A 22002-nucleotide genomic window follows, 5' to 3' on the forward strand; every position below is an offset into this window, starting at 1 on the left:
ACCCACCCTCAGGCTAAAAAAAGGGGCGGCATCTCTGCCTCCCCTGATTTTCATTATTGTCCGCTCAACACTCGCGCCGGATCGATACGGCTGGCGCGCCTGGCCGGATACCAGCTGGCCAACAGGCTGAGCACCAGCGCGGTCACCAGTACAATCACCACGTCCAGCCAGTGCAGCTCAGAAGGCAGGAAGTCGATGAAGTAGATATCTCCCGACAGGAACGAATGCCCCATCAGCTTTTCCAAGCCTTTGATGATATTGGTCAGCTGCAGTGAGGCGATAACCCCGACCACCACGCCGCTGAGGCTACCCACCAGCCCGGCCAGCAGGCCGTACCAGATAAATATGGCGCGGATAAAACCGTCTTTGGCCCCCAAGGTGCGCAGTACGGCGATATCACCACTCTTGTCCTTCACCGCCATCACCAGCGTGGAGACAATGTTAAAACAGGCCACGCCGATCACCAGCACCATCGCCAAATACATAATCGCGCGGATCATCTGGATATCGCGGTACATATAGCCGTAGGTGCCGATCCAACTCTTGATATACACGTAGGAATTGGTGACTTCACCGGCGTCGCGCACCAGCTTGTTGGCGGCAAACACGTCGTTAACCTTGATGGCAATACCGGTGACACTGTCCCCCATATCCAGATACTGTTGGGCATCGGCCAGTGGCACCATAGCCAGACTGTGATCGAGTTGACCGCTGAGCTGCAAAATCCCGGTGACGTGTAAACGAATGCGCTTCGGTTGCAACAGCTTCATCTGCGGGTCGCTGTTGGGGATCATCACCGTCACATAGCTGCCCTGCTTGACGCCCAAAGCGTCGGCGACGCCCTTGCCGAGGATCACCTGTTGCTCACCGCTTTTGAAATTGGCCCAGGCGTCGCCCTGCACATATTTCGGCAGCGCGCTAAGCTGGTTTTCCTGCTGAGGATCCACCCCTTTCACCCCGACCGCCCGCAGCTGTGCGCCGTTTTCCATCAGGCCGGTAAAGTTGATATAGGGAGCGGCGGCCAAAATGCCGGGTACTTTCTCCACCCGTTGCAAAATTGACGACCAGTCTTTGAACGGCTGCTTAACCGGCTCTATTTCACCGTGCGGCACCACCGCCAAAATGCGATTTTTCAGCTCGCGCTCAAAACCGTTCATGGCGCTCAGGCCGACGATCAGCACCGCCACGCCCAGCGCGATACCTATGGTGGAAATCACCGAGATCAGCGACACCATGCCGCCGCGCTTGCGCCCACGGCTGAAGCGCAGGGCCGTCAGAAACGAAAGTGACGCTCCCGCCATTACTCAGCCCCCAACAGCGTCAACTGGGCCTGCAGATGGCCATCGGCCATTTCCAGCTGGCGGCTGAGGCGCTTGGCCAACTGCAAGTCATGAGTGACCACCAGAAACGCAGTGCCCTGGCGCACGTTCAATTCGCCGAGCAGATCGAAAATGCTGTCGGCAGTGCGTTTATCGAGGTTACCGGTAGGTTCGTCCGCCAATACCAGCGACGGGTTATTGACCAGCGCACGGGCAATCGCCACGCGCTGACGCTCACCGCCGGAGAGTTCTGACGGCCGGTGCTTGCTGCGTTTTGCCAGCCCGACCGCCGTCAGCATTTCCAGCGCCTTTTCCTGCGCCTGCGCCGGTTTCATCCCGCCGATCAGCAAAGGCATCGCGGCGTTTTCCAGCGCGGTAAAGTCAGGCAACAGATGATGGAACTGGTAGATAAAGCCCAACTGGCGGTTACGCAGCTCCGCCTTGGCGGCCGATGACAGGGTATTCAGAGACTGCCCTTTGTAAATCACCTCGCCGGAGGTTGGTGAGTCCAGCCCACCCAGCAGATGCAGCAAGGTACTTTTACCGGAACCCGAGCTGCCGACAATCGCCATCATCTCGCCCGGCTGCATGGCAAAGCTGACATTGCGCAGTACGTCGGTATGCAGGTTGCCTTCCTGATAGGTCTTGCACAGGTTGTCGCACTGCAACAAAAGATGGTTACTCATAACGTAAAGCCTCAGCGGGTTGTACGGCGGCAGCGCGCCATGAAGGGTAAAGCGTGGACAACAGAGACACCGCCATCGCCGCTACGGCGATAATCGTCACCTGCAGCGGATCCACCGCCACCGGCAGCGATGCGCCGTCAATCAAAGCGCCGAGGATCGGCATCAGGTTATTCAGGTTGCTGGCCAGCAACACGCCCAGCAGCGTACCGAGCAGCGAGCCGATAATGCCGGCGCTGGCGCCTTGCACCATAAATACCGACATGATCTGTCGACGCGTCAGGCCCTGGGTCTGCAGAATGGCAACTTCGCCCTGCTTCTCCATCACCAGCAGGCCGAGTGAAGTAATGATGTTAAAGGCCGCGACGGCCACGATCAGGCTAAGCAACAGCCCCATCATGTTTTTCTCCATACGCACTGCCTGGAACAGCTCGCCCTTGCGCTCGCGCCAGTCTTTCCACTCGGTGCCCTGCGGCAATTTCTGTTGGCTGAGAGTATCGACCGTAAGCGGCTGCTGCAGGAACAGGCGCCATCCGGTGATATTGCCCGCCGGGTAGCGTAACAGACGTGAGGCATCCTGCTGATTGACCAGCATCTGGGTGCCGTCCACTTCGCTGTTGGCATGGAAAGTGCCGACCACGGTAAACAGGCGTTGAATAGGGATGCGGCCCATCGGCGTGAACTGGCTGGCGCTGGGCACCATCACCCGCAGCGGATCGCCGCGTTTAACGCCGAGTTGTCCGGCCAACTGCTCGCCGATAATGATGTTGTACTGGCCCGGCTGCAACAGCTGCTGCTTGACGTTGACCAGGAACGGCGTCAAAGGATCGGCTTCATCCGGATTGACCCCCAACATCACGCCGACCGCCACGCTGCGAGCGCTTTGCAGCACTACGTCACCGGTGGTCAGTGGCGCTACGCGGCTAACGCCCTGCAGGCTTTGTACCGCCGATGCCGGGATCTGCTGAGGGTTGATCGAGCCCTGTGGGCTGGTGATCAACGCCTGCGGCATCAGACCGAGTATGTTGTTTTCCAGATCCTTTTCAAAACCGTTCATCACCGACAATACGGTGACCAACGCCATCACCCCCAGCGTAATGCCGATGGTGGAAAGCCAGGAAACAAACCGTCCGAAGCGGTCTGATGCCCGCCCGCGCATGTAGCGCAGGCCAATGAATAACGCGACAGGTTGATACATGAAATCCGTTTTGTTGCCGTAGCTTAAGCAAAGTGATCAAGGATAATAAAGGCTATACCCCGTTTAGGGAACCACCCTGACGCCTTTTATTCCGTCGATCGCGCCAGCGGCAGCACGTCACCCGGCATCGCGCTTTAACAGGTTGTAAACCGACACCCGGGAAATCCCCAGCGCCTCCGCCGCCATGGTGGCTGCCCCGCGCAGTTGCAGATAGCCCTGCTGCTTTAGTTGCTGGATCACCTGAACACGCTGCTCAGACGTAAGCGCGCGCGGTGCAGTGGCATGCGAAGCGGCAAAGTTGTTGATCACTGAAGCAATGTCGGACAGTGAGCGAGCCCCTTCATCCGCCGCCTGCGGCGTGCTCTGCACCACCGCGGTCAGTTGTTGCAGGATGGCGTTGACGCTGTTGAAGATTGAAACGTCCAGGTTAAGGCAGATCGCCGCCACGTAGACCCCCTGGCTGTTGCGCAGACCAATGGAGGTGCTCTTGGCCGGACGCCCATCCGGGAACGCATTGGCATAGTTTTGCACCACGTCCGGAAAATCCGGCGAGGCGATACGCTCAAGCCCCATTTCGCTGGCGGCATCGCCGATACTGCGGTTCGACAGGTTATTGGCGATGCTGACGATGGCATGATTCGGTTGCGTCAGATCGTGCAACACCACTTCACAGCTGGGCGCAAACATCGCGCCCAGTGCCTGAACAATTTTTTCCGCTTCGCGCAACAGCAGCGCATTTTCCTGCCTGAGATCGCTCATAAACTTAACCATTTGACAATAACTTTACAAAGAGTAAATTAAAATAATCGGGTAATCAATCAACCTTTCACCAGACGAGGTCGCCATGAGTTCAACGCCCCACTGCATCACCGCCGCCGATATCTCTACCGCCGCCGAAATTCTGGCAGGACATGCCCTGCGCACACCGGTCATGACCTCGCAGCAGGCCGACAACATCGCCGGGGCGCAGCTGTTCTTCAAGTGCGAAAACTTCCAGCGTGTAGGCGCCTTCAAGTTTCGTGGCGCGTACAATTCTATTGCTCAATTGAGCCCGGCGCAGCGCCAGGCTGGTGTAATTGCCTTCTCCTCCGGCAACCATGCGCAGGCAATGGCATTGGCGGCACGGGAACTGGGGGTCAAGGTGACCATAGTGATGCCGCACGACGCACCGGCAACCAAGCTGGCAGCAACGCGCGGCTACGGCGCCAACGTCGTGATTTATCAGCGGCACAGCGAAGACCGTGCTGCCATAACCCAGCGGTTGGCAGCCGAACAGGGCCTGACGATAGTGCCGCCTTATGATTACCCACAGGTGATCGCCGGCCAAGGCACCGCTACCAAAGAGTTGATTGAGGAAGTCGGGCCGCTGGATGTTTTGTTGGTGTGCACCGGCGGCGGTGGTTTGCTGGCGGGCAGCGCGGTGGCGGCACACCACTGGTCGCCCGGGTGCCGCGTTTTCGGCGTTGAACCACAGGCAGGTAACGACGTTCAGCTGGCGTTCCGTAGCGGCCAGCCGGTACAGATCCCGGTGCCAAAAACCATCGCCGACGGTGCGCAAACGCAGCAGGTGGGCACGCTGACGTTCCCGATCATTCAACAGTATGTAGAAGATATTTTAACGGTCAGCGACCAGCAGCTGTGCCGACAGATGCGTTTCTTTATGGAGCGGATGAAAATGGTGGTCGAGCCCACAGGCTGCCTGGCCGCAGCGGCGGCGATGAATTCGCTGCTCGACCTGCGGGGCAAAAAGGTCGGGGTGATCGTCAGCGGCGGCAACGTCGACGTTGATAAAATCGCCGACTATCTTGCCATGGGCGCGCAGGAATAACGCCGCATTACGGGCACCACAACCTTCAATCTCTGGCCTATGGCTGAGTCATCGGGGCGAATTTATTCGCCCGCTAACGTTACTGGAGCGACGAATCTGCCTGCAGTACATTTGAAAGTCGCCGCTTGAAAGACGACGGGTTTCGCGCTTTTACCTATGTCAGTTTATGGCTCAGTGGGCTAGTATTACCGGGTAAAGGCGCGTTGTGATCTGTGCCGGGCGAAATTTAACACATTGATTAAAGATACCTTAATGAGCACCTCCGATAACCCTAACCGTTCTTCATCCTCATCCTCCCGTTATTCCCTGCCTGAACGCGCGGGCGATTTGCGCCAGTTGGGGCAGCTGACCGGCTCGGCCTGCGCCGTGGAGTGCGCCGAGATCGTCGAACGTCATAACGGGCCGGTGATGCTGATCGCCCCGGACATGCAAAATGCCCTGCGGCTGCGCGATGAAATTCAGCAGTTTACCGACCAAATGGTAACCACCCTGTCCGACTGGGAAACCCTGCCTTACGACAGCTTCTCGCCGCATCAGGAAATCATCTCTGCCCGCCTGTCGAGCCTGTACCATCTGCCGACCATGGCCCGTGGCGTAATTATTCTGCCGGTCAATACCTTAATGCAGCGCGTTTGTCCGCACGAGTTTCTGCACGGCCACGCGCTGGTGATGAAAAAAGGCCAGCGCCTGTCACGCGACAAACTGCGCGCCCAACTGGAACAGGCCGGCTACCGTAGCGTCGATCAGGTAATGGAACACGGTGAGTTCGCCACCCGCGGCGCGCTGCTCGACCTGTTCCCCATGGGCAGCGAAGAACCTTACCGCATCGATTTCTTCGACGATGAAATCGACAGCCTGCGCACCTTTGATGTCGACAACCAGCGTACGCTGAACGAAGTCGAGGCCATCAATCTGCTGCCGGCCCATGAATTCCCTACCGACAAAAACGCCATCGAACTGTTCCGCAGCCAATGGCGCGAGCAGTTTGAGGTGCGCCGCGACGCCGAACATATTTATCAGCAGGTCAGCAAAGGCACCTGGCCGGCCGGTATCGAATACTGGCAACCGCTGTTCTTCAGCCAACCGCTGCCGTCACTGTTCAGCTACCTGCCGGAGAACACGCTGATCGTCAATACCGGCAATCTGGAGAACGCAGCCGATCGTTTCTGGCTGGACGTTAACCAACGCTACGAGAGCCGCCGGGTCGATCCTATGCGCCCACTGCTGGCGCCGCCAAGCCTGTGGCTGCGGGTTGACGAGCTGTTTAGCGAATTGAAAGCCTGGCCGCGTATGGCGCTGAAAACCGAAGAGCTGCCCGCCAAAGCCGGCAACACCAATCTGGATTATCGCACCCTGCCTGATCTGGCGGTGCAAGCCCAACAGAAAGCGCCGCTGGACAACCTGCGTCGTTTTACCGAAAGCTTCGACGGCAGCATCATTTTCTCGGTGGAAAGCGAAGGCCGCCGTGAAACGCTGCAGGATTTGCTCGGCCGCATCAAGCTCAGCACCGCCTTGATCCAGCATCTCGATCAGGCCGAGCCGGCTGGTCGCTACATGATGGTCGGCGCCTCCGAACGCGGCTTCCTCGACGGCATGCGCAACCGGGCGCTGATCTGCGAAAGCGATCTGCTCGGCGAGCGCGTTAGCCGCCGTCGCCAGGACAACCGTCGCACCATTAATACCGATGTGCTGATCCGCAACCTGGCGGAGTTGCACCCTGGCCAGCCTGTGGTGCACCTGGAGCACGGCGTCGGGCGTTACGTTGGCCTGACCACGCTGGAAGCCGGCGGCATCAAGGCCGAATACCTGATCCTGGCCTACGCCGGCGAAGACAAACTCTACGTGCCGGTTTCTTCATTGCATCTGATCAGCCGCTACGCCGGCGGTGCGGACGAAAACGCCCCGCTGCACAAGTTGGGTGGAGACGCCTGGACGCGCGCACGGCAAAAAGCCGCCGAACGGGTGCGAGACGTTGCGGCGGAACTGCTGGATATTTACGCACAGCGCGCGGCCAAAACCGGCTTCGCCTTTAAACATAACCGTGAGCAGTATCAGCTGTTCTGCCAAAGTTTCCCGTTTGAAACCACGCCAGATCAGGAGCAGGCAATCAACGCCGTGCTGAGCGACATGTGCCAACCCCTGGCCATGGATCGTCTGGTCTGTGGCGACGTCGGCTTCGGCAAAACCGAAGTGGCGATGCGTGCCGCCTTCCTGGCGGTAGAAAACGGCAAGCAGGTGGCGGTGTTGGTGCCAACCACCCTGCTGGCGCAGCAGCATTTTGACAACTTCCGCGACCGCTTCGCCACCTGGCCGATCCGCATCGAGATGATGTCGCGTTTCCGTAGCGCCAAAGAGCAGCAACAGGTGATGGACGATGCCGTCGACGGTAAGGTAGACATCATCATCGGTACCCACAAACTGCTGCAGAGCGATCTGCGCTGGAAAGATTTGGGGCTGCTGATCGTCGATGAAGAACACCGCTTCGGCGTTCGCCACAAAGAACGCATCAAGGCGATGCGTGCCGATGTGGATATTCTGACGCTCACCGCGACGCCAATCCCGCGTACGTTGAATATGGCGATGAGCGGCATGCGTGACCTGTCGATTATCGCTACCCCACCGGCGCGTCGTTTGGCGGTGAAAACCTTCGTGCGCGAATACGACAGCCTGGTGGTGCGCGAGGCTATCCTGCGTGAAGTGCTGCGCGGCGGTCAGGTTTATTATCTGTATAACGACGTGGAAAATATCGAGAAGGCGGCGGAAAAACTGGCTGAGCTGGTGCCAGAAGCGCGTATCGCCATTGGCCACGGCCAGATGCGCGAACGTGATTTGGAACGGGTGATGAACGATTTCCACCACCAGCGCTTTAACGTACTGGTCTGTACCACCATTATCGAAACCGGTATCGATATTCCCAGCGCCAATACCATTATCATCGAACGCGCCGATCGTTTCGGGCTGGCGCAACTGCATCAGTTGCGCGGTCGCGTCGGACGTTCTCACCATCAGGCCTATGCTTATTTGCTGACGCCGAATCCGAAAGCCATGAGCACCGACGCACATAAGCGGCTAGAGGCCATCGCGTCACTGGAAGATCTGGGCGCCGGTTTTGCCCTGGCTACCCACGATCTGGAGATCCGCGGCGCGGGCGAACTGCTGGGCGAAGACCAGAGCGGCCAGATGACCACCGTCGGCTTTTCGCTGTACATGGAACTGTTGGAAAGCGCGGTGGATGCACTCAAACACGGGCGCGAACCTTCGCTGGAAGATCTTACCAGCAACCAGACCGAGGTGGAGCTGCGCATGCCGGCCCTGCTGCCAGATGACTATATCCCAGACGTCAACACGCGCCTGTCGTTCTACAAACGCATCGCCAGCGCGAAAAACGACGCCGAGCTGGAAGAGTTGAAAGTGGAGCTGATCGACCGTTTCGGCCTGCTGCCTGATGCGGCGCGCAACCTGCTGCAAAGTGCGGCGCTGCGTCAACATGCACAGAAGCTGGGAATCAAGCGCATCGAAGGTAATGAGCGCGGTGGTTTTATCGAGTTTGGTGAGAAGAATCGGGTCGATCCGGGCTATTTGATTGGCCTGTTGCAAAGCAACCCGCAGATCTATCGCCTGGATGGGCCGACCAAGCTGAAGTTTATGCTGGACCTGACCGACCGCCAGAAACGCCTTAAGTTTACCGAGGAACTGCTGACCGCATTCCGCGAACATACTCTGGCGGCCTGACCTATCCCCCTCCTGAACCTTCAGGAGGGGTTATTCCTGCCGAAAACCGGCACCCAGCGGGGCAAGCTGCATCAGCCTGCTGCAGACCACCCGATTTTTCCCCTGCCGCTTGGCGTCATACAGCGCCTCATCCGTGACCTCTATTGCCTTGTCCAACGCCATGCCGGGCAGGTATAACGACGCACCGATAGAAACCGTGATACGTGCCTCGACGTCTTCATCCAGCAAAAATAACGTCGTTTCCACGCTGCGTCGTATGCGCTCCGCCACACCGCCAATCACTGTCGGATCATAACTGGCAGTGATCACGATAAATTCCTCACCGCCATAACGACCGACGAAATCCTCACTGCGCACGCTGCTTTGCAACAGTTGTCCGACGCGAGCCAGCAGCAGGTCTCCAGCCAAATGGCCGTAGGTGTCGTTGATTCGTTTGAAATTATCCAGATCGAGGATTATCAACCCGCAGGGGCTGCGCTCCGCCTGCTGCAGCATGAGTCGATAGTCTACGCTGGCGCGATTATTGATATGGGTGAGGCTGTCGGTGGTGGCTTTATCACGCATAGAGAAATAAGCGTGGATATGGCGCTCTTTGAAATTCAGCCCGTGGAAGCATATAGCCAGACACAGGGCCGAGACCGCCTGATACAACAACACATCTCCCCATAGCGCGCGTATATCTGCCAATAACCAGACCACTCCGATACGGTACAGCGCAATGATGCCAATGGTGAGATAAAACACCCGATTCGACTTTCTCAACCACACACGCGACAACAGCAATGGAATGATGATCGAGCCGATAAACAGATTATCGACGGTCAAGCCTCCCGTAAATGCCAGCGACATCAGGTAGCAGACCAGTCCACTGACCGCCCCGCCATAAAAGGTCACCAGTATCATCGGGATCATGGCAAAGCTGAAATGCAAGTTACCGCTCAACTCCAGCCGGTCCTGATTGAGAAACAGCACCGCCAGCCCGGCAAGCAGGCCAAAGACTATACGCCTCCATCCTTCAGAATGATAAGAAAAAGGCGCATTTTTACTGAGGGCAAAATAGCTGACGGACAGCGTGGCATAGGTAATGCAGGCGTCACTATACAGGGTGGGAATTGACGCGACGTAAGTCATAAATATTCGATAGGCTCCACGGAATCGACAGGGGGATTTAGCGACGAATTTTGAGCATTCCCTGTCTCATCCATTTCGGCATCTTACATATTATTACTCAGGTTAATAATAGATTAGCAGTTCTATGTTATTTCCAAGGTATCTATCCCATAAATTCTGTTCAGGATAATCTGTTGGCAACCAATAAAGGGGGCGACCATGAATATCGATGATGACTTGCATGTGCTTAGCGAACAAGAAACCGCGTTGACCTTCAGCCATTTTGACCATAACACCGCCTGGGAGCTGGGATCTGCATTGAAATCAGCGGCCGAACAGCGCCGCCTGTCGATCGCCATTGAGATCCAGCTCGCGGGGCAAACGCTGTTTTATTACGCCATGCCCGGCACTACCCCCGATATCGCCGATTGGGTACGGCGCAAACGCAATGTGGTGAAGCACTTCCACAAGAGCTCTTACGCGATTGGCCTGCGCCTGCAGCAACGCCAATCGACTCTGGAAGAACGCTATGGCCTGAGCGTCAGCGATTACTCAGCACACGGTGGCGCCTTCCCGATCAATCTTGGTGGCGTGGGCTGCATTGGCACCATCAGCATTTCTGGCTCACCCCAGTTGGAAGATCACAATCTGTTGGTCGGCACCCTGGCGCATTTTCTCGGATTATCCCTACCGGCGGTCCACTAAGCGGTATAACCTGGCCTATTCTTTCTGCGCAGGCCGCCTAAACCGCGGCCTGTCTGTAACTTGCCATTTATCCCGTTCCTGAAAGAGTATAAGTCTGATTTTCCGAAGTGCATTGATGTATATCTAGGAATCGCCGTCACAACTGGCGTATGGTGTCTATCAGCTATTCGAGACGGACCGCATCCGGCCCGCCATTCCGTTCTCTTTTATAGACTTGGTTTACACCTTAGATGAAAACGCATGAAATTAACGGCATTAGGCCGTTCAGCGCGCTGATTGATGCCTGTTGGCGAGATCCCTATTCCCTGCAACGCCTGCTAAAAGATGCCATCGCCGGCGTCACCGTCGGTATTATCGCCATCCCGTTGGCAATGGCACTGGCAATTGCCAGCGGCGTTCCCCCCCAATATGGACTCTATACGTCGGCGGTTGCCGGGATTGTCATTGCCATCAGCGGCGGCTCGCGCTACAGCGTTTCCGGGCCTACCGCCGCGTTTGTGGTGATCCTCTATCCGGTGTCGCAGCAGTTCGGCCTTTCAGGCCTGCTGATCGCCACCCTGCTTTCCGGACTGTTTTTGGTCATCATGGGACTGGCGCGTTTCGGCCGCCTGATTGAGTACATTCCCCTGTCGGTGACGTTAGGCTTTACCTCCGGTATCGCCATCACCATTGCTACCATGCAGGTGAAGGATTTCTTTGGCCTGCAAATGGCGGTGGTGCCAGAACACTATGTGGGCAAGGTTTACGCCCTGCTGCAGGCGCTGCCGACGCTGGACGTCGGCGACACCCTGATCGGCGCAGTGACCCTATTGATCCTTATCTTCTGGCCCAAGCTCGGCCTGCGGGTACCGGGCCATTTACCCGCACTGCTGGCGGGTACCGCGGTTATGGGTATTCTGGCGCTGTTTGACCACCCGGTTGCGACCATCGGCTCGCGCTTCAGCTATCTGCTGGCCGACGGCACCCACGGCCAGGGCATACCGCCCATTCTGCCGCAGCTGATGCTGCCGTGGGATTTACCGGCCGGTGACGGCAAGCCGATGGCGCTGAGCTGGCAAACACTCTCCGCCCTGCTGCCAGCCGCCTTCTCCATGGCGATGCTCGGGGCCATAGAATCCCTGCTGTGCGCGGTGGTGCTGGACGGGATGACCGGCAAGAAGCACAACTCCAATACCGAACTTATCGGCCAGGGTGCGGGCAACATCATTGCGCCTTTCTTCGGCGGCATTACCGCCACCGCGGCCATTGCGCGCTCTGCCGCCAACGTACGCGCCGGTGCCACCTCCCCGGTCTCGGCCATCATCCATGCGTTGTTGGTACTGCTGGCGTTACTGGTGCTGGCGCCGTGGTTGTCCTGGCTGCCGCTGGCTGCAATGGCGTCGCTGTTGCTGATGGTGGCCTGGAATATGAGCGAGGCGCACAAGGTGGTTTATCTGCTGCGGCGAGCGCCGAAAGACGACATTCTGGTGATGCTGCTGTGCATGTCGCTGACGGTGCTGTTCGATATGGTGATCGCCATTACCGTAGGCATTGTGCTGGCCTCGCTGCTGTTTATGCGCCGCATTGCGCGCATGACGCGCCTGAGCGAACTGAGTGCCGACAACGGCCGATTGGTGCTGCGGGTGAATGGACCGCTGTTCTTCGCCGCCGCCGAGCGTATTTTTAACGAGCTACTGGTGCGCAGCGAAAATTATGACGTGATCGTCTTGCAGTGGGATGCGGTGCCGGTATTGGATGCCGGGGGACTGGATGCTTTGCAACGCTTTATCGAAGCCCTGCCGGCCGGCAAACAGTTGGCAATCACCGACATGCCTTTCCAGCCGTTGAAAACGCTGGCAAGGGCACGGATACAGCCGATTGAGGGGAAACTGCATTTCTACGCGACGCTGCCTGAAGCGCTTGCAGCGCTCGATGCCTGAAAAACAAAAAGCCCGACGAATCGGGCTTTAAACCATAGCGGGCGCAGTATGCTGCGCCCCTACAAATAACAGCTGTGAAAATGTTTAGTTGCTGGTGTCCAGCTCTGGGAAGCTCTTCACCAGGTCGTCGATGGCTTTCATCTGCACCAGGAACGGCTCCAGCTTGTCCAGCGGCAGCGCGGACGGGCCGTCACATTTGGCGCTGTTTGGCTCTGGGTGCGCTTCGATGAACAGACCTGCCAGGCCAACCGCCATACCGGCACGCGCCAGTTCGGCAACCTGCGCCCGACGGCCGCCAGAAGCTGCGCCGAAGGGATCGCGAGTCTGCAGAGCATGGGTCACGTCAAAGATCACCGGATGGCCGCCCGTCACGTTTTTCATAACGTTGATGCCAAGCATATCGACTACCAGGTTGTCATAACCAAAGTTACTGCCGCGATCGCACAGGATCACCTGATCGTTGCCGCCTTCCTTGAATTTGTCGACGATATTGCCCATTTGGCCCGGGCTGACGAACTGTGGCTTCTTGACGTTGATCACCGCACCGGTTTTCGCCATCGCTTCCACCAGGTCAGTCTGACGCGCCAGGAATGCCGGCAGTTGGATCACGTCAACCACTTCGGACACCGGCTGAGCCTGTGACGCTTCGTGAACGTCGGTGATGATTTTCACGCCGAAGGTTTTTTTGATTTCTTCAAAGATCTTCATCCCCTCTTCCAGACCCGGCCCCCGGTAGGAGTGGATAGAAGAACGGTTGGCTTTGTCAAAGGAGGCTTTGAAAACGTAAGGGATGCCCAGTTTTTGCGTCACGGTGACGTAGTGTTCACAGATGCGCATCGCCAGATCGCGCGATTCCAGCACGTTCATACCGCCAAACAGCACAAACGGCAGATCGTTCGCTACGTCGATGTCACCAATGCTAACCACTTTCTGTTTCATGCTTTCGCCTTTATTGAAGTTACCCGTCCTGCCGCAAGCCTTGGCCTGTCGCGTTCAGGGCATAGTAAATGAATTAATGCAGCGTGACCTGTTTCGGTTCAATCGAGTGGATCTGTACCTTGATCACTTCGCTGACTGGGTCTTCAGGACACTGTTCGACAAAATAGTTAAGATCGGAAATCGCGATATGGTTGCATTCCAACTGGGCGTAAATCAGCCCGCGGTCACGGATTTCGTAAGGATCTTCCGGATCGAAGCACAACACCGTTTCGCTGGCGCGCAGCGCCATTTCCATCTGTTTTTCTTCCATCAGGGCGGCTTTGAGCGTATCCAACATCTTACGCACCACCATGACGTTTTCTGACTCATCGAGATCGTCGTCTTCCAGTTCGGCGCCCAGACCCAGGTTGCCCTTGATCCACACTTCCAACTGGTGTTCGTTCAGCGTCTCGCCGTTCAATGGATTGATCAACCACATCTCTTCATCCAGCCAGTCTGCCCGCAGGATCAGTTGAGTGGGGAAAATAACCGGCAGCAGCGGTAAATCCAGATGAGCGGCGATATGAAGGAAAATGGTGCCGAGCGAAACCGGCGTGCCCTGACGACCTTCCAGCACCTTGTCGAGCCAAATAGCGTCGGACAGGCGATACACGCCGCTGGCGCCGCCAAAACCCCAGGTTTTGAAGAACAATTCAATGAGTGCGTCCAGTTGCTGTTCCTGGCTGAGATCCTGCGGCACGGCCGCACGCGCTTCGTCGACCAGCTGTTGCAGCTTGCGTTCGACCTCGGCGGCGGGGAAATCACGCCGCACGGACTGCGATACCAGGATCACGCCCTCGCTCAGCAGCGAGGTGTTAAATTCAAAATCAGCAATACTACTCATAAGTATCCCATCAGAAAGGGTATTTTCGTCGTGGCAAGTTTAATTATCAGGTACAAACAGCCCAATGCCAGCACAAACGCCAGTGTGCGCAGATTCTGGTTTTTGGTCTTCTTGCCCAATGCGACGTAGCCAAGCAGGATATAGATAATAACGCCAAACAGCTTCTCGGTCAGCCACGAGTCCATACCCAACAGCGGATATAACTTGAACATCACCACCAGTGCGATGCCGCTGACGAACAACACCGTATCATTTATATGCGGGGTTATCTTCACCCAACGTTTGTTCATCATAGCCGAATTGCGCCATTTCCAGAAGAAACGCAATACAAACAAGACAATACTGATGGTGACCGTCAACAAATGCAGATGTTTTAACGCCGAGTAGACTGCCATATCGCTTCCTTATTTAATCGCTGTGTGCTTCGTTATTGTTGGTTTTCAGTGATTGCTGCGGCCATTGGCCAAAGGTGACGCGATCGTTACCGCCATAATCGCGTCGGGTATCGATCGAAATAAAACCGGCGGCCTGCAGCAGTGCGCGTACGCTTTCTCCCTGCTGCCAGCCATGTTCAAGCAGCAGCCAGCCCTGTGATTGCAGGTGGTACGGCGCCTGCTGCACGATAGCGGACAAATCCGCCAGCCCCTGCTGTGGCGCCACCAGAGCGCTACTTGGCTCAAAACGTACGTCGCCCTGTGCCAAATGCGGGTCGGCGGCGTCGATATAAGGAGGGTTGCTGGCGATCAGAGCAAAAGTTTCTCCGACCAGTGGGGCAAACCAACTGCCCTGAAGGAACTGCGCGTTGCCGATCGACAGCTTCTGCGCATTGTGCTGGGCCAACGCCACCGCTTCCGGCTGTAAATCCACGCCGGTCACTTTGCAGTCTGGGCGTTCGCTGGCTAACGCCAGGGCGATGGCGCCGGTACCGGTACCGAGATCGAGAATGGCGCAAGGGGATGAGGGCAAAAGCTCCAGCGCCAACTCCACCAGGCATTCGGTGTCCGGACGCGGGATCAGGGTGGCGGGCGATACCGACAGCGGCAACGACCAAAATTCGCGCTCGCCAATCAGATAAGCTACCGGCTCACCGCGTTCACGGCGTGCCAACAATCTCTCCAACTGCTCTTGCTCTTGCGGCGTCAGCACGGTTTCGCCAAACGCCATCAGGAAAGTTCTGGCCCGGCCGGTCACGAACCCCAGCAGGATTTCCGCATCGCGTCGGGCGCTTTCACTCTGCGTCAGGCGGGCAACCGCCGCCTTCAGCCAGGATTGATAGTCCATTACTCCTGCTCGGCGGACAGCGCAGCGAGCTGGTCAGCCTGGTATTCCTGCACAATCGGCTGGATCAGCATGTCGAGCTTGCCTTCCATCACCTCGTCCAGACGGTACAGCGTCAGGTTGATACGGTGGTCAGTGACACGCCCCTGCGGGAAGTTATAGGTGCGGTTGCGGTCTGAACGATCGCCACTGCCCAGCAGGTTACGACGGGTTGAAGCTTCTGCCTGCTGGCGCTTGGCCATTTCTGCTGCACGGATACGCGCACCCAACACCGCCATCGCTTTGGCTTTGTTCTTGTGCTGTGAGCGCTCGTCCTGACACTCCACCACAATGCCGGTCGGCAAGTGGGTAATACGGATCGCCGAGTCGGTGGTGTTAACGTGCTGACCACCTGCGCCTGAGGAACGGAAGGTGTCGATTTTCAGATCGCCCGCGTTGATCTCCGGCAGTTCAGCCTCCGGTATTTCCGGCATCACTGCCACGGTGCACGCGGAGGTATGAATACGCCCCTGCGACTCGGTTTCCGGCACGCGCTGTACGCGATGACCGCCGGATTCAAATTTGAGCTGGCCGTAAACACCGTCGCCAGAAACCTTGGCAATCACTTCTTTATAACCGCCATGCTCGCCTTCGTTGGCGCTCATGATCTCAACGCGCCAGCGGCGCATTTCGGCATAGCGGCTGTACATGCGGAACAGGTCGCCGGCGAAAATCGCCGCTTCGTCGCCGCCGGTCCCGGCGCGCACTTCCAGGAAACAACCGCGCTCGTCATCCGGATCTTTCGGCAACAGCAGCAGTTGCAGCTGCTGTTCCAGCTCTTCCGTCGCGGCCTTGGCCTGTTTCAACTCTTCCTGCGCCATTTCACGCATTTCCGGATCGTCCAGCATCACTTCCGCCGTAGCCAGATCGTCCTGCACCTGACGCCATTCCAGGAAACAGCGGCTGACATCGGTCAACTGTGCATATTCGCGCGACAGCGCACGGAACCGATCCTGCTCGGCAATAACGCCGGCATCGCCGAGCAGCGCCTGCACTTCTTCATGGCGCTCTTGTAACGCTTCCAGTTTGGCAACAATAGAAGGCTTCATGCGTGGTATTAAACCCTGTTAAAAGAGAAAACTAATGCTGATCCAGCCCGAGGCTGTCGCGTAATAATTGCAACCGCTCCACGTCGCCATCGCCGGCGGCCTGCTGGAGGGATTTGGTAGGGGCATGAATAAGACGATTGGTTAGCCGATGGGCCAGCTCGTGGATAACCTGCTCCACGTCGGCGCCCTGCGCAATCGCGGCCAGGGCTTTGGCTTCCATTTCCGCACGGATCTGATCGGCCTGCGAGCGGTAGTCGCGGATGGTTTCCACTGCGCCCTGTGAGCGCAGCCAGGCCATAAAGTTGGTGCTTTCCTGCTGAACGATCGATTCCGCCTGCACCGCCGCGGCTTTGCGCTGCGCCAGGTTGCTTTGAATGATGGCGTGCAGATCGTCCACGCTGTACAGATAGGCGTTGGCCAGCTTGCCCACTTCCGGTTCGATATCACGCGGTACGGCGATATCCACCAGCAGCATCGGCTGGTTGCGACGCGCTTTCAGCGCGCGCTCCACCATCCCTTTACCGATGATCGGCAGCGGGCTGGCGGTAGAACTGATGATGATATCGGCGTCCGCCAGGCGTTCGTCGATTTCCGGTAATGTGATCACTTCCGCGCCAACTTCGTCCGCCAGCAGTTGCGCACGTTCGCGGGTACGATTGGCAATAATCATATGCCGTACCTTGTGCTCGCGCAGATGGCGCGCCACCAGTTCAATGGTTTCACCGGCGCCCACTAACAACACGTTCAATTCGGCAAGTGATTCGAAGATTTGACGCGCCAACGTACAGGCTGCAAAGGCCACAGAGACCGCACTGGCACCGATTTCGGTTTCGGTACGTACGCGTTTGGCGACAGAGAAGGATTTTTGGAACAGCCGTTCAAGCTCACCGGAAAGCGACTGGCCGCGTTGCGATTCGGCAAAGGCTTTTTTCACTTGTCCGAGGATCTGCGGTTCACCCAACACCAGCGAATCCAGCCCGCTGGCTACTCGCATCAGATGGCTGACGGCGTCGTTGCCGTGGTGCCAATACAGGCTTTTGCTCACTTCTTCCGGGCGCAGATGGTGGTATTCACACAGCCAGGCAACCAGCTGTTCGTGAATATGTTCCTGTTGCTCCACGCTAAGATAAAGTTCGGTGCGGTTGCAGGTAGACAACACGACACCGCCCTGCACCAACGGTTGTTGGAGCAAGCTGGTTAGCGCCTGTTCGATCGACTCTGGGGAGAAGGTCACCCTTTCACGCAGAGAAACCGGAGCGGTTTTGTGATTTATACCTAACGCCAGCAGGGTCATTGCTTCGAGTAATACTTCTTTTGGTACGGGTTCTCGTTGAACGGCATTCTACTTGATGCGCGGGCTCAATAAAAGTAACAACCGCATCTTCCGTTCAATCGCTGAAATAGTCAGCATCAATCGATAAATTGCCAATAAATACAGCAGGATGACGATTAATTCGACGACATAACATACTGAATTTTAGTGCAGTATGCGATATTCCGCACAGTATTCAGCAATAACGATAACCCCTAAGCCGCCAGGCGGCGATCAAATATCCGGCGTTTACCAACCTAAAGTGCCGCAACGAAAGGTGGGACCCAAAAGAAAAGAGACCTGCTGACAAAAAACATGCTTTGCCTGAAGATAAAAAAATGCCGCACCCGCGAAGCATAACAGCGAAATAACAATGCGTACTGACAGCTTCATGACCTTGTATTCTCCTCCGGCGATAAACTATTGCAGCATACTGCTAGCAACCTCAACTAAACGCCAACGGCCTCCGCCCGACCAGAGAGATATTCTTGTGCCCACAGCGGCAGGGTTGAGCGATTGTGTTAATCTTATGTGCAAACGCAGCGCATACCCCCGAGGCTAACAGCGGTGACAAAGCCGGCCAGATTCAAAGCGATGCAGCAAAAAATTGACGCGCCGGCGCTACCCCGCTAGCGTAAACGCTGATACCAAGGTCTCGCTGTGCGTGCCCGTAAGGACAAAAGGACAAGAGAAAGTTATGCCAATCCGCAAAGTTAGTTTGCTACGCCTGATCCCGCTGGCCAGCCTGGTGCTGGCTGCCTGTACCACCACCAAACCCAGCGGCCCGGCCACCAGCCCGACATCACCGCAATGGCGCGCCCATGAGCAAGCGGTGCAACAGCTTGAGCAGTATCAGACCCGGGGCTCTTTCGCCTACCTGTCCGATCAGAAAAAAGTCTACGCGCGCTTCTTCTGGCAGCAGTATTCGTCTGATCGTTACCGCCTGCTGCTGACCAACCCACTTGGCAGCACCGAGCTTGATCTCAACGTGCAGAAAAATGTGGTGCAGTTGACCGACAATCAGGGCAAGCGCTATGTCAGCGACAATGCCGAAGAGATGATCCGCAAACTGACCGGTATGGCAATCCCGCTGGATAACCTGCGCCAATGGATGCTCGGCCTGCCGGGTGAAGCCAACGACTTCAAGCTGGATGACCAGTATCGCCTGAACTCGCTGACCTACCAGCAAGGCGGACAGACCTGGACCGTTGACTACCAGGACTACAACAACAGCCTGCAACCGCAGTTGCCAAGCCGACTTGAGCTGAAACAGGGTGACCAGCGCATCAAACTGAAAATGGATAATTGGACGCTCAAATGATCCGTCAGTGGCCATCGCCAGCTAAACTTAATTTGTTTTTATACATTACCGGCCAACGTGAAGACGGCTATCACCTGTTGCAGACGCTGTTTCAGTTTCTGGATTACGGCGACACGCTGACCATCGATGTGCGACAGGATGACCGTATTCACCTGCTGACCCCGGTGGCGGGCGTGCCGGATGAAGAAAACCTGATTGTCCGCGCCGCACGTCTGCTGCAACAGTATTGCGATCGCCATGGGCTGGATACCGCGCCACGGGGTGCCGACATCAGCATCGAAAAGCGGCTGCCGATGGGCGGCGGGCTGGGCGGTGGCTCCTCCAACGCCGCTACGGTGCTGGTTGCGCTGAATGAACTGTGGCGCTGCGGTTTGAGCGACGACCAGCTTGCAGAACTGGGGCTGGTGCTCGGTGCCGACGTCCCTGTTTTCGTGCGTGGCCATGCAGCGTTCGCCGAAGGCATCGGTGAGCGTTTGCAGCCGGCCAACCCACAGGAAAAATGGTATCTGGTGGCGCATCCGGGGGTCAGCATCCCTACCCCGGCAATTTTTGGCGATGCGGAATTAAAAAGAGACACCCCGGTTCGTCCGTTAAGTGTGCTGTTACAGGCAACTTACGCAAATGATTGCGAACCTATAGCAAGAAAACGTTTTCGCGAGGTTGAACAGCTTGTTTCTTGGCTGTTAGAATACGCGCCGTCACGCCTGACTGGCACAGGTGCTTGTGTGTTTGCTGAATTCGACACAGAAACCGCCGCCCGTCAGGTGTTAAATCAAGCCCCGGAGTGGATACGTGGTTTTGTAGCGCGTGGCGTTAACGTCTCTCCACTACATCGCATCCGTTCCGGGCAGATGAAACCGTAGTTCTCGTTTCGCTGCGCAGGGTCATTCACACCTGGCCCTGTAATCCCTGCGCCGCTTCGGTTTCACGTTGTTTTTTTACACACCCGTATGATATTGCGCCGGCGTCGCTAACTGCCCCTTAGCGAAGGCCGAATGACAATATCTTCTCTGGACGCATGCCTGAGGTTCTTCTCGTGCCTGATATGAAGCTTTTTGCTGGTAACGCCACCCCGGAACTAGCACAACGTATTGCCAACCGTTTGTACACCAGCCTTGGTGACGCCGCAGTAGGTCGTTTTAGCGACGGCGAAGTGAGCGTGCAAATCAACGAAAATGTACGCGGCGGTGATATTTTCATCATCCAGTCCACCTGTGCCCCTACCAACGACAACCTGATGGAACTGGTCGTTATGGTAGATGCCCTGCGTCGCGCCTCCGCAGGTCGTATTACTGCTGTTATCCCTTACTTCGGTTATGCCCGCCAGGATCGCCGCGTGCGTTCTGCTCGTGTGCCAATCACGGCCAAAGTTGTAGCCGATTTCCTCTCCAGTGTAGGGGTTGACCGCGTTTTGACGGTGGATCTGCACGCTGAACAGATCCAAGGCTTCTTCGATGTTCCGGTAGATAACGTGTTCGGTAGCCCGATCCTGCTGGAAGACATGCTGCAACAGAATCTGGAGAACCCAATCGTGGTTTCCCCAGACATCGGCGGCGTAGTGCGCGCCCGCGCAATCGCCAAACTGCTGAACGACACCGATATGGCTATCATCGATAAACGCCGCCCGCGCGCGAACGTTTCTCAGGTGATGCACATCATTGGTGACGTAGCAGGCCGTGACTGTGTACTGGTTGACGATATGATCGATACCGGCGGTACCTTATGTAAAGCGGCTGAAGCGTTGAAAGAACGCGGTGCCAAGCGCGTATTTGCCTACGCGACGCACCCGATCTTCTCCGGTAACGCCGTGGAAAACATCCGCAACTCGGTAATTGATGAAGTGATTGTCTGCGACACCATTCCGCTGTCTCCAGAAATCAAGGCCCTGAAAAACGTACGCACTCTGACGCTGTCTGGCATGCTGGCTGAAGCCATCCGCCGTATCAGCAACGAAGAGTCAATTTCTGCGATGTTCGAGCATTAATCAGTTCTCTTTTCGGTGCGGCGCCCTGCCGTACCGAAGGGATTGATGGCCCGAAAGCAGAAAAAGAAAAACCCGTTGGTGCATAGCAGCAACGGGTTTTCTACGGGTAGTCAAACATGACCTTAAGCCTTAATGCGCGGCAGATTTCCTTTGCCGTAACGCCTGTTCCCTTCTCTCTTTCTAATCAATGTGACGAACGATGATGATCGTTGCGGCAACGTTTATCAAAGTGTTTTACCCACCAGTAACGGTCCGCTACCTGCTCACGACCGCCAATACGCGCACCAACCAGCCACAACAACGCACCCACGAAGATACTCATGATTGCGCCATGGGCGAAAAACTGCGGCAGGTTGAACTGCGAAACTTCAGCAACAATGGAGTATCCGACACCGCCGATCATCACGACCAGGCCCAGCCCCATAAAAAAGTTGCCCATTCTGTCCGCGTTTCTACGTTTCATATGCCACCTCCATAGTGCCATGTGCCAACCGGGATAACTCTCTAACTGGTTAACCCACTTTGATAAGTTAAGTATAGACCCTGGTTGGACAAGGTGATTGCGGAGAGGATCACAAATGGTAAAGAAAACATGACAAAACTTTACCAGAATGAGTCTATTAGCGATCAAATTGAATGATTCCGCTAATGAATTATTCTCTTTTCTGTCTATAGTTCCGTCAATGCGCGACCGGACATATCA

General features: G+C 56.6%; 19 protein-coding genes. 7 read left to right on the forward strand and 12 right to left on the reverse strand.

Features of this window, described 5'->3' with window-relative positions:
- Positions 1-53 precede the first annotated feature (53 nt).
- The 4 genes from lolE to AC1RKC_RS03590 form a co-directional block, all read right to left on the reverse strand.
- Positions 54-1301 (reverse strand): lipoprotein-releasing ABC transporter permease subunit LolE, encoded by a 1248-nt coding sequence (gene lolE / locus AC1RKC_RS03575; protein WP_044549982.1) that lies wholly within the window; start codon positions 1299-1301, stop codon positions 54-56.
- Complete coding sequence (gene lolD / locus AC1RKC_RS03580; RefSeq protein ID WP_020826458.1) at positions 1301-2005, reverse strand: lipoprotein-releasing ABC transporter ATP-binding protein LolD; 705 nt, start codon at positions 2003-2005, stop codon at positions 1301-1303. The genes lolE and lolD overlap by 1 nt, the downstream gene beginning before the upstream one ends.
- Positions 1998-3200 (reverse strand): lipoprotein-releasing ABC transporter permease subunit LolC, encoded by a 1203-nt coding sequence (lolC, locus tag AC1RKC_RS03585; protein WP_044549980.1) that lies wholly within the window; start codon positions 3198-3200, stop codon positions 1998-2000. The genes lolD and lolC overlap by 8 nt, the downstream gene beginning before the upstream one ends.
- A gap of 117 nt (positions 3201-3317) precedes the next feature.
- A complete protein-coding gene (locus tag AC1RKC_RS03590) occupies positions 3318-3959 on the reverse strand; it encodes a helix-turn-helix transcriptional regulator (protein ID WP_048760668.1) in 642 nt (213 codons plus the stop codon).
- 85 nt (positions 3960-4044) lie between these two features.
- Between AC1RKC_RS03590 and AC1RKC_RS03595 the strand changes: the two genes are divergently transcribed.
- On the forward strand, positions 4045-5028 hold the full coding sequence (locus AC1RKC_RS03595; RefSeq protein ID WP_116690699.1) for a threo-3-hydroxy-L-aspartate ammonia-lyase: 984 nt from the start codon (positions 4045-4047) through the stop codon (positions 5026-5028).
- Positions 5029-5280: 252 nt separating this feature from the next.
- The gene (gene mfd / locus AC1RKC_RS03600) at positions 5281-8760 is read left to right on the forward strand and encodes a transcription-repair coupling factor (RefSeq protein ID WP_046373825.1); all 3480 of its coding nucleotides are present in this window, start codon (positions 5281-5283) and stop codon (positions 8758-8760) included.
- Positions 8761-8790: 30 nt separating this feature from the next.
- Here mfd and AC1RKC_RS03605 read toward each other — a convergent pair whose 3' ends face one another.
- Complete coding sequence (locus AC1RKC_RS03605; RefSeq protein ID WP_493092124.1) at positions 8791-9891, reverse strand: GGDEF domain-containing protein; 1101 nt, start codon at positions 9889-9891, stop codon at positions 8791-8793.
- 198 nt (positions 9892-10089) lie between these two features.
- Here AC1RKC_RS03605 and AC1RKC_RS03610 point away from each other — a divergent pair, with 198 nt between their 5' ends.
- Entirely contained in the window at positions 10090-10575 is a 486-nt protein-coding gene (locus AC1RKC_RS03610) for a heme-degrading domain-containing protein (RefSeq protein WP_116690702.1), read from the forward strand.
- Positions 10576-10805: 230 nt separating this feature from the next.
- On the forward strand, positions 10806-12494 hold the full coding sequence (dauA, locus tag AC1RKC_RS03615) for a C4-dicarboxylic acid transporter DauA (RefSeq protein WP_176983943.1): 1689 nt from the start codon (positions 10806-10808) through the stop codon (positions 12492-12494).
- Positions 12495-12578: 84 nt separating this feature from the next.
- Here the strand turns inward: dauA and kdsA are convergent, their stop codons facing one another.
- The 6 genes from kdsA to hemA all read right to left on the reverse strand — a co-directional run bounded on the left by kdsA (position 12579) and on the right by hemA (position 17976).
- Positions 12579-13433, reverse strand: a complete 855-nt coding sequence (kdsA, locus tag AC1RKC_RS03620; RefSeq protein ID WP_020826450.1) for a 3-deoxy-8-phosphooctulonate synthase — start codon at positions 13431-13433, stop codon at positions 12579-12581.
- A 73-nt stretch (positions 13434-13506) separates the two neighbouring features.
- Positions 13507-14316, reverse strand: coding sequence for an invasion regulator SirB1 (gene sirB1 / locus AC1RKC_RS03625; RefSeq protein ID WP_020826449.1), 810 nt, complete (start codon positions 14314-14316; stop codon positions 13507-13509).
- Positions 14313-14711: a SirB2 family protein gene (locus tag AC1RKC_RS03630; protein ID WP_046373829.1), complete on the reverse strand. Its 399-nt coding sequence runs from the start codon at positions 14709-14711 to the stop codon at positions 14313-14315. Before AC1RKC_RS03630 ends, sirB1 begins: the two co-directional genes overlap by 4 nt.
- A 13-nt stretch (positions 14712-14724) precedes the next feature.
- Entirely contained in the window at positions 14725-15597 is an 873-nt protein-coding gene (gene prmC / locus AC1RKC_RS03635) for a peptide chain release factor N(5)-glutamine methyltransferase (RefSeq protein ID WP_261156943.1), read from the reverse strand.
- Positions 15597-16682, reverse strand: coding sequence for a peptide chain release factor 1 (prfA, locus tag AC1RKC_RS03640; RefSeq protein ID WP_048760652.1), 1086 nt, complete (start codon positions 16680-16682; stop codon positions 15597-15599). Before prfA ends, prmC begins: the two co-directional genes overlap by 1 nt.
- 31 nt (positions 16683-16713) lie before the next feature.
- A complete protein-coding gene (hemA, locus tag AC1RKC_RS03645) occupies positions 16714-17976 on the reverse strand; it encodes a glutamyl-tRNA reductase (protein ID WP_037420462.1) in 1263 nt (420 codons plus the stop codon).
- A gap of 715 nt (positions 17977-18691) precedes the next feature.
- Between hemA and lolB the strand changes: the two genes are divergently transcribed.
- From lolB to prs, 3 genes are all read left to right on the forward strand, one after another.
- Positions 18692-19315 (forward strand): lipoprotein insertase outer membrane protein LolB, encoded by a 624-nt coding sequence (gene lolB / locus AC1RKC_RS03650; RefSeq protein ID WP_020826445.1) that lies wholly within the window; start codon positions 18692-18694, stop codon positions 19313-19315.
- Complete coding sequence (ispE, locus tag AC1RKC_RS03655) at positions 19312-20178, forward strand: 4-(cytidine 5'-diphospho)-2-C-methyl-D-erythritol kinase (RefSeq protein WP_048760649.1); 867 nt, start codon at positions 19312-19314, stop codon at positions 20176-20178. The genes lolB and ispE overlap by 4 nt, the downstream gene beginning before the upstream one ends.
- A gap of 173 nt (positions 20179-20351) precedes the next feature.
- The gene (gene prs / locus AC1RKC_RS03660) at positions 20352-21299 is read left to right on the forward strand and encodes a ribose-phosphate diphosphokinase (RefSeq protein WP_041414469.1); all 948 of its coding nucleotides are present in this window, start codon (positions 20352-20354) and stop codon (positions 21297-21299) included.
- 184 nt (positions 21300-21483) lie between these two features.
- On the opposite strand, the gene ychH is transcribed toward prs, so the two are convergent.
- Positions 21484-21762, reverse strand: coding sequence for a stress-induced protein YchH (gene ychH, locus AC1RKC_RS03665; RefSeq protein WP_041414467.1), 279 nt, complete (start codon positions 21760-21762; stop codon positions 21484-21486).
- Between the last annotated feature and the right edge of the window lie 240 nt (positions 21763-22002).

It is taken from the genome of Serratia sp. GW822-FHT06E05 (assembly GCF_058799445.1).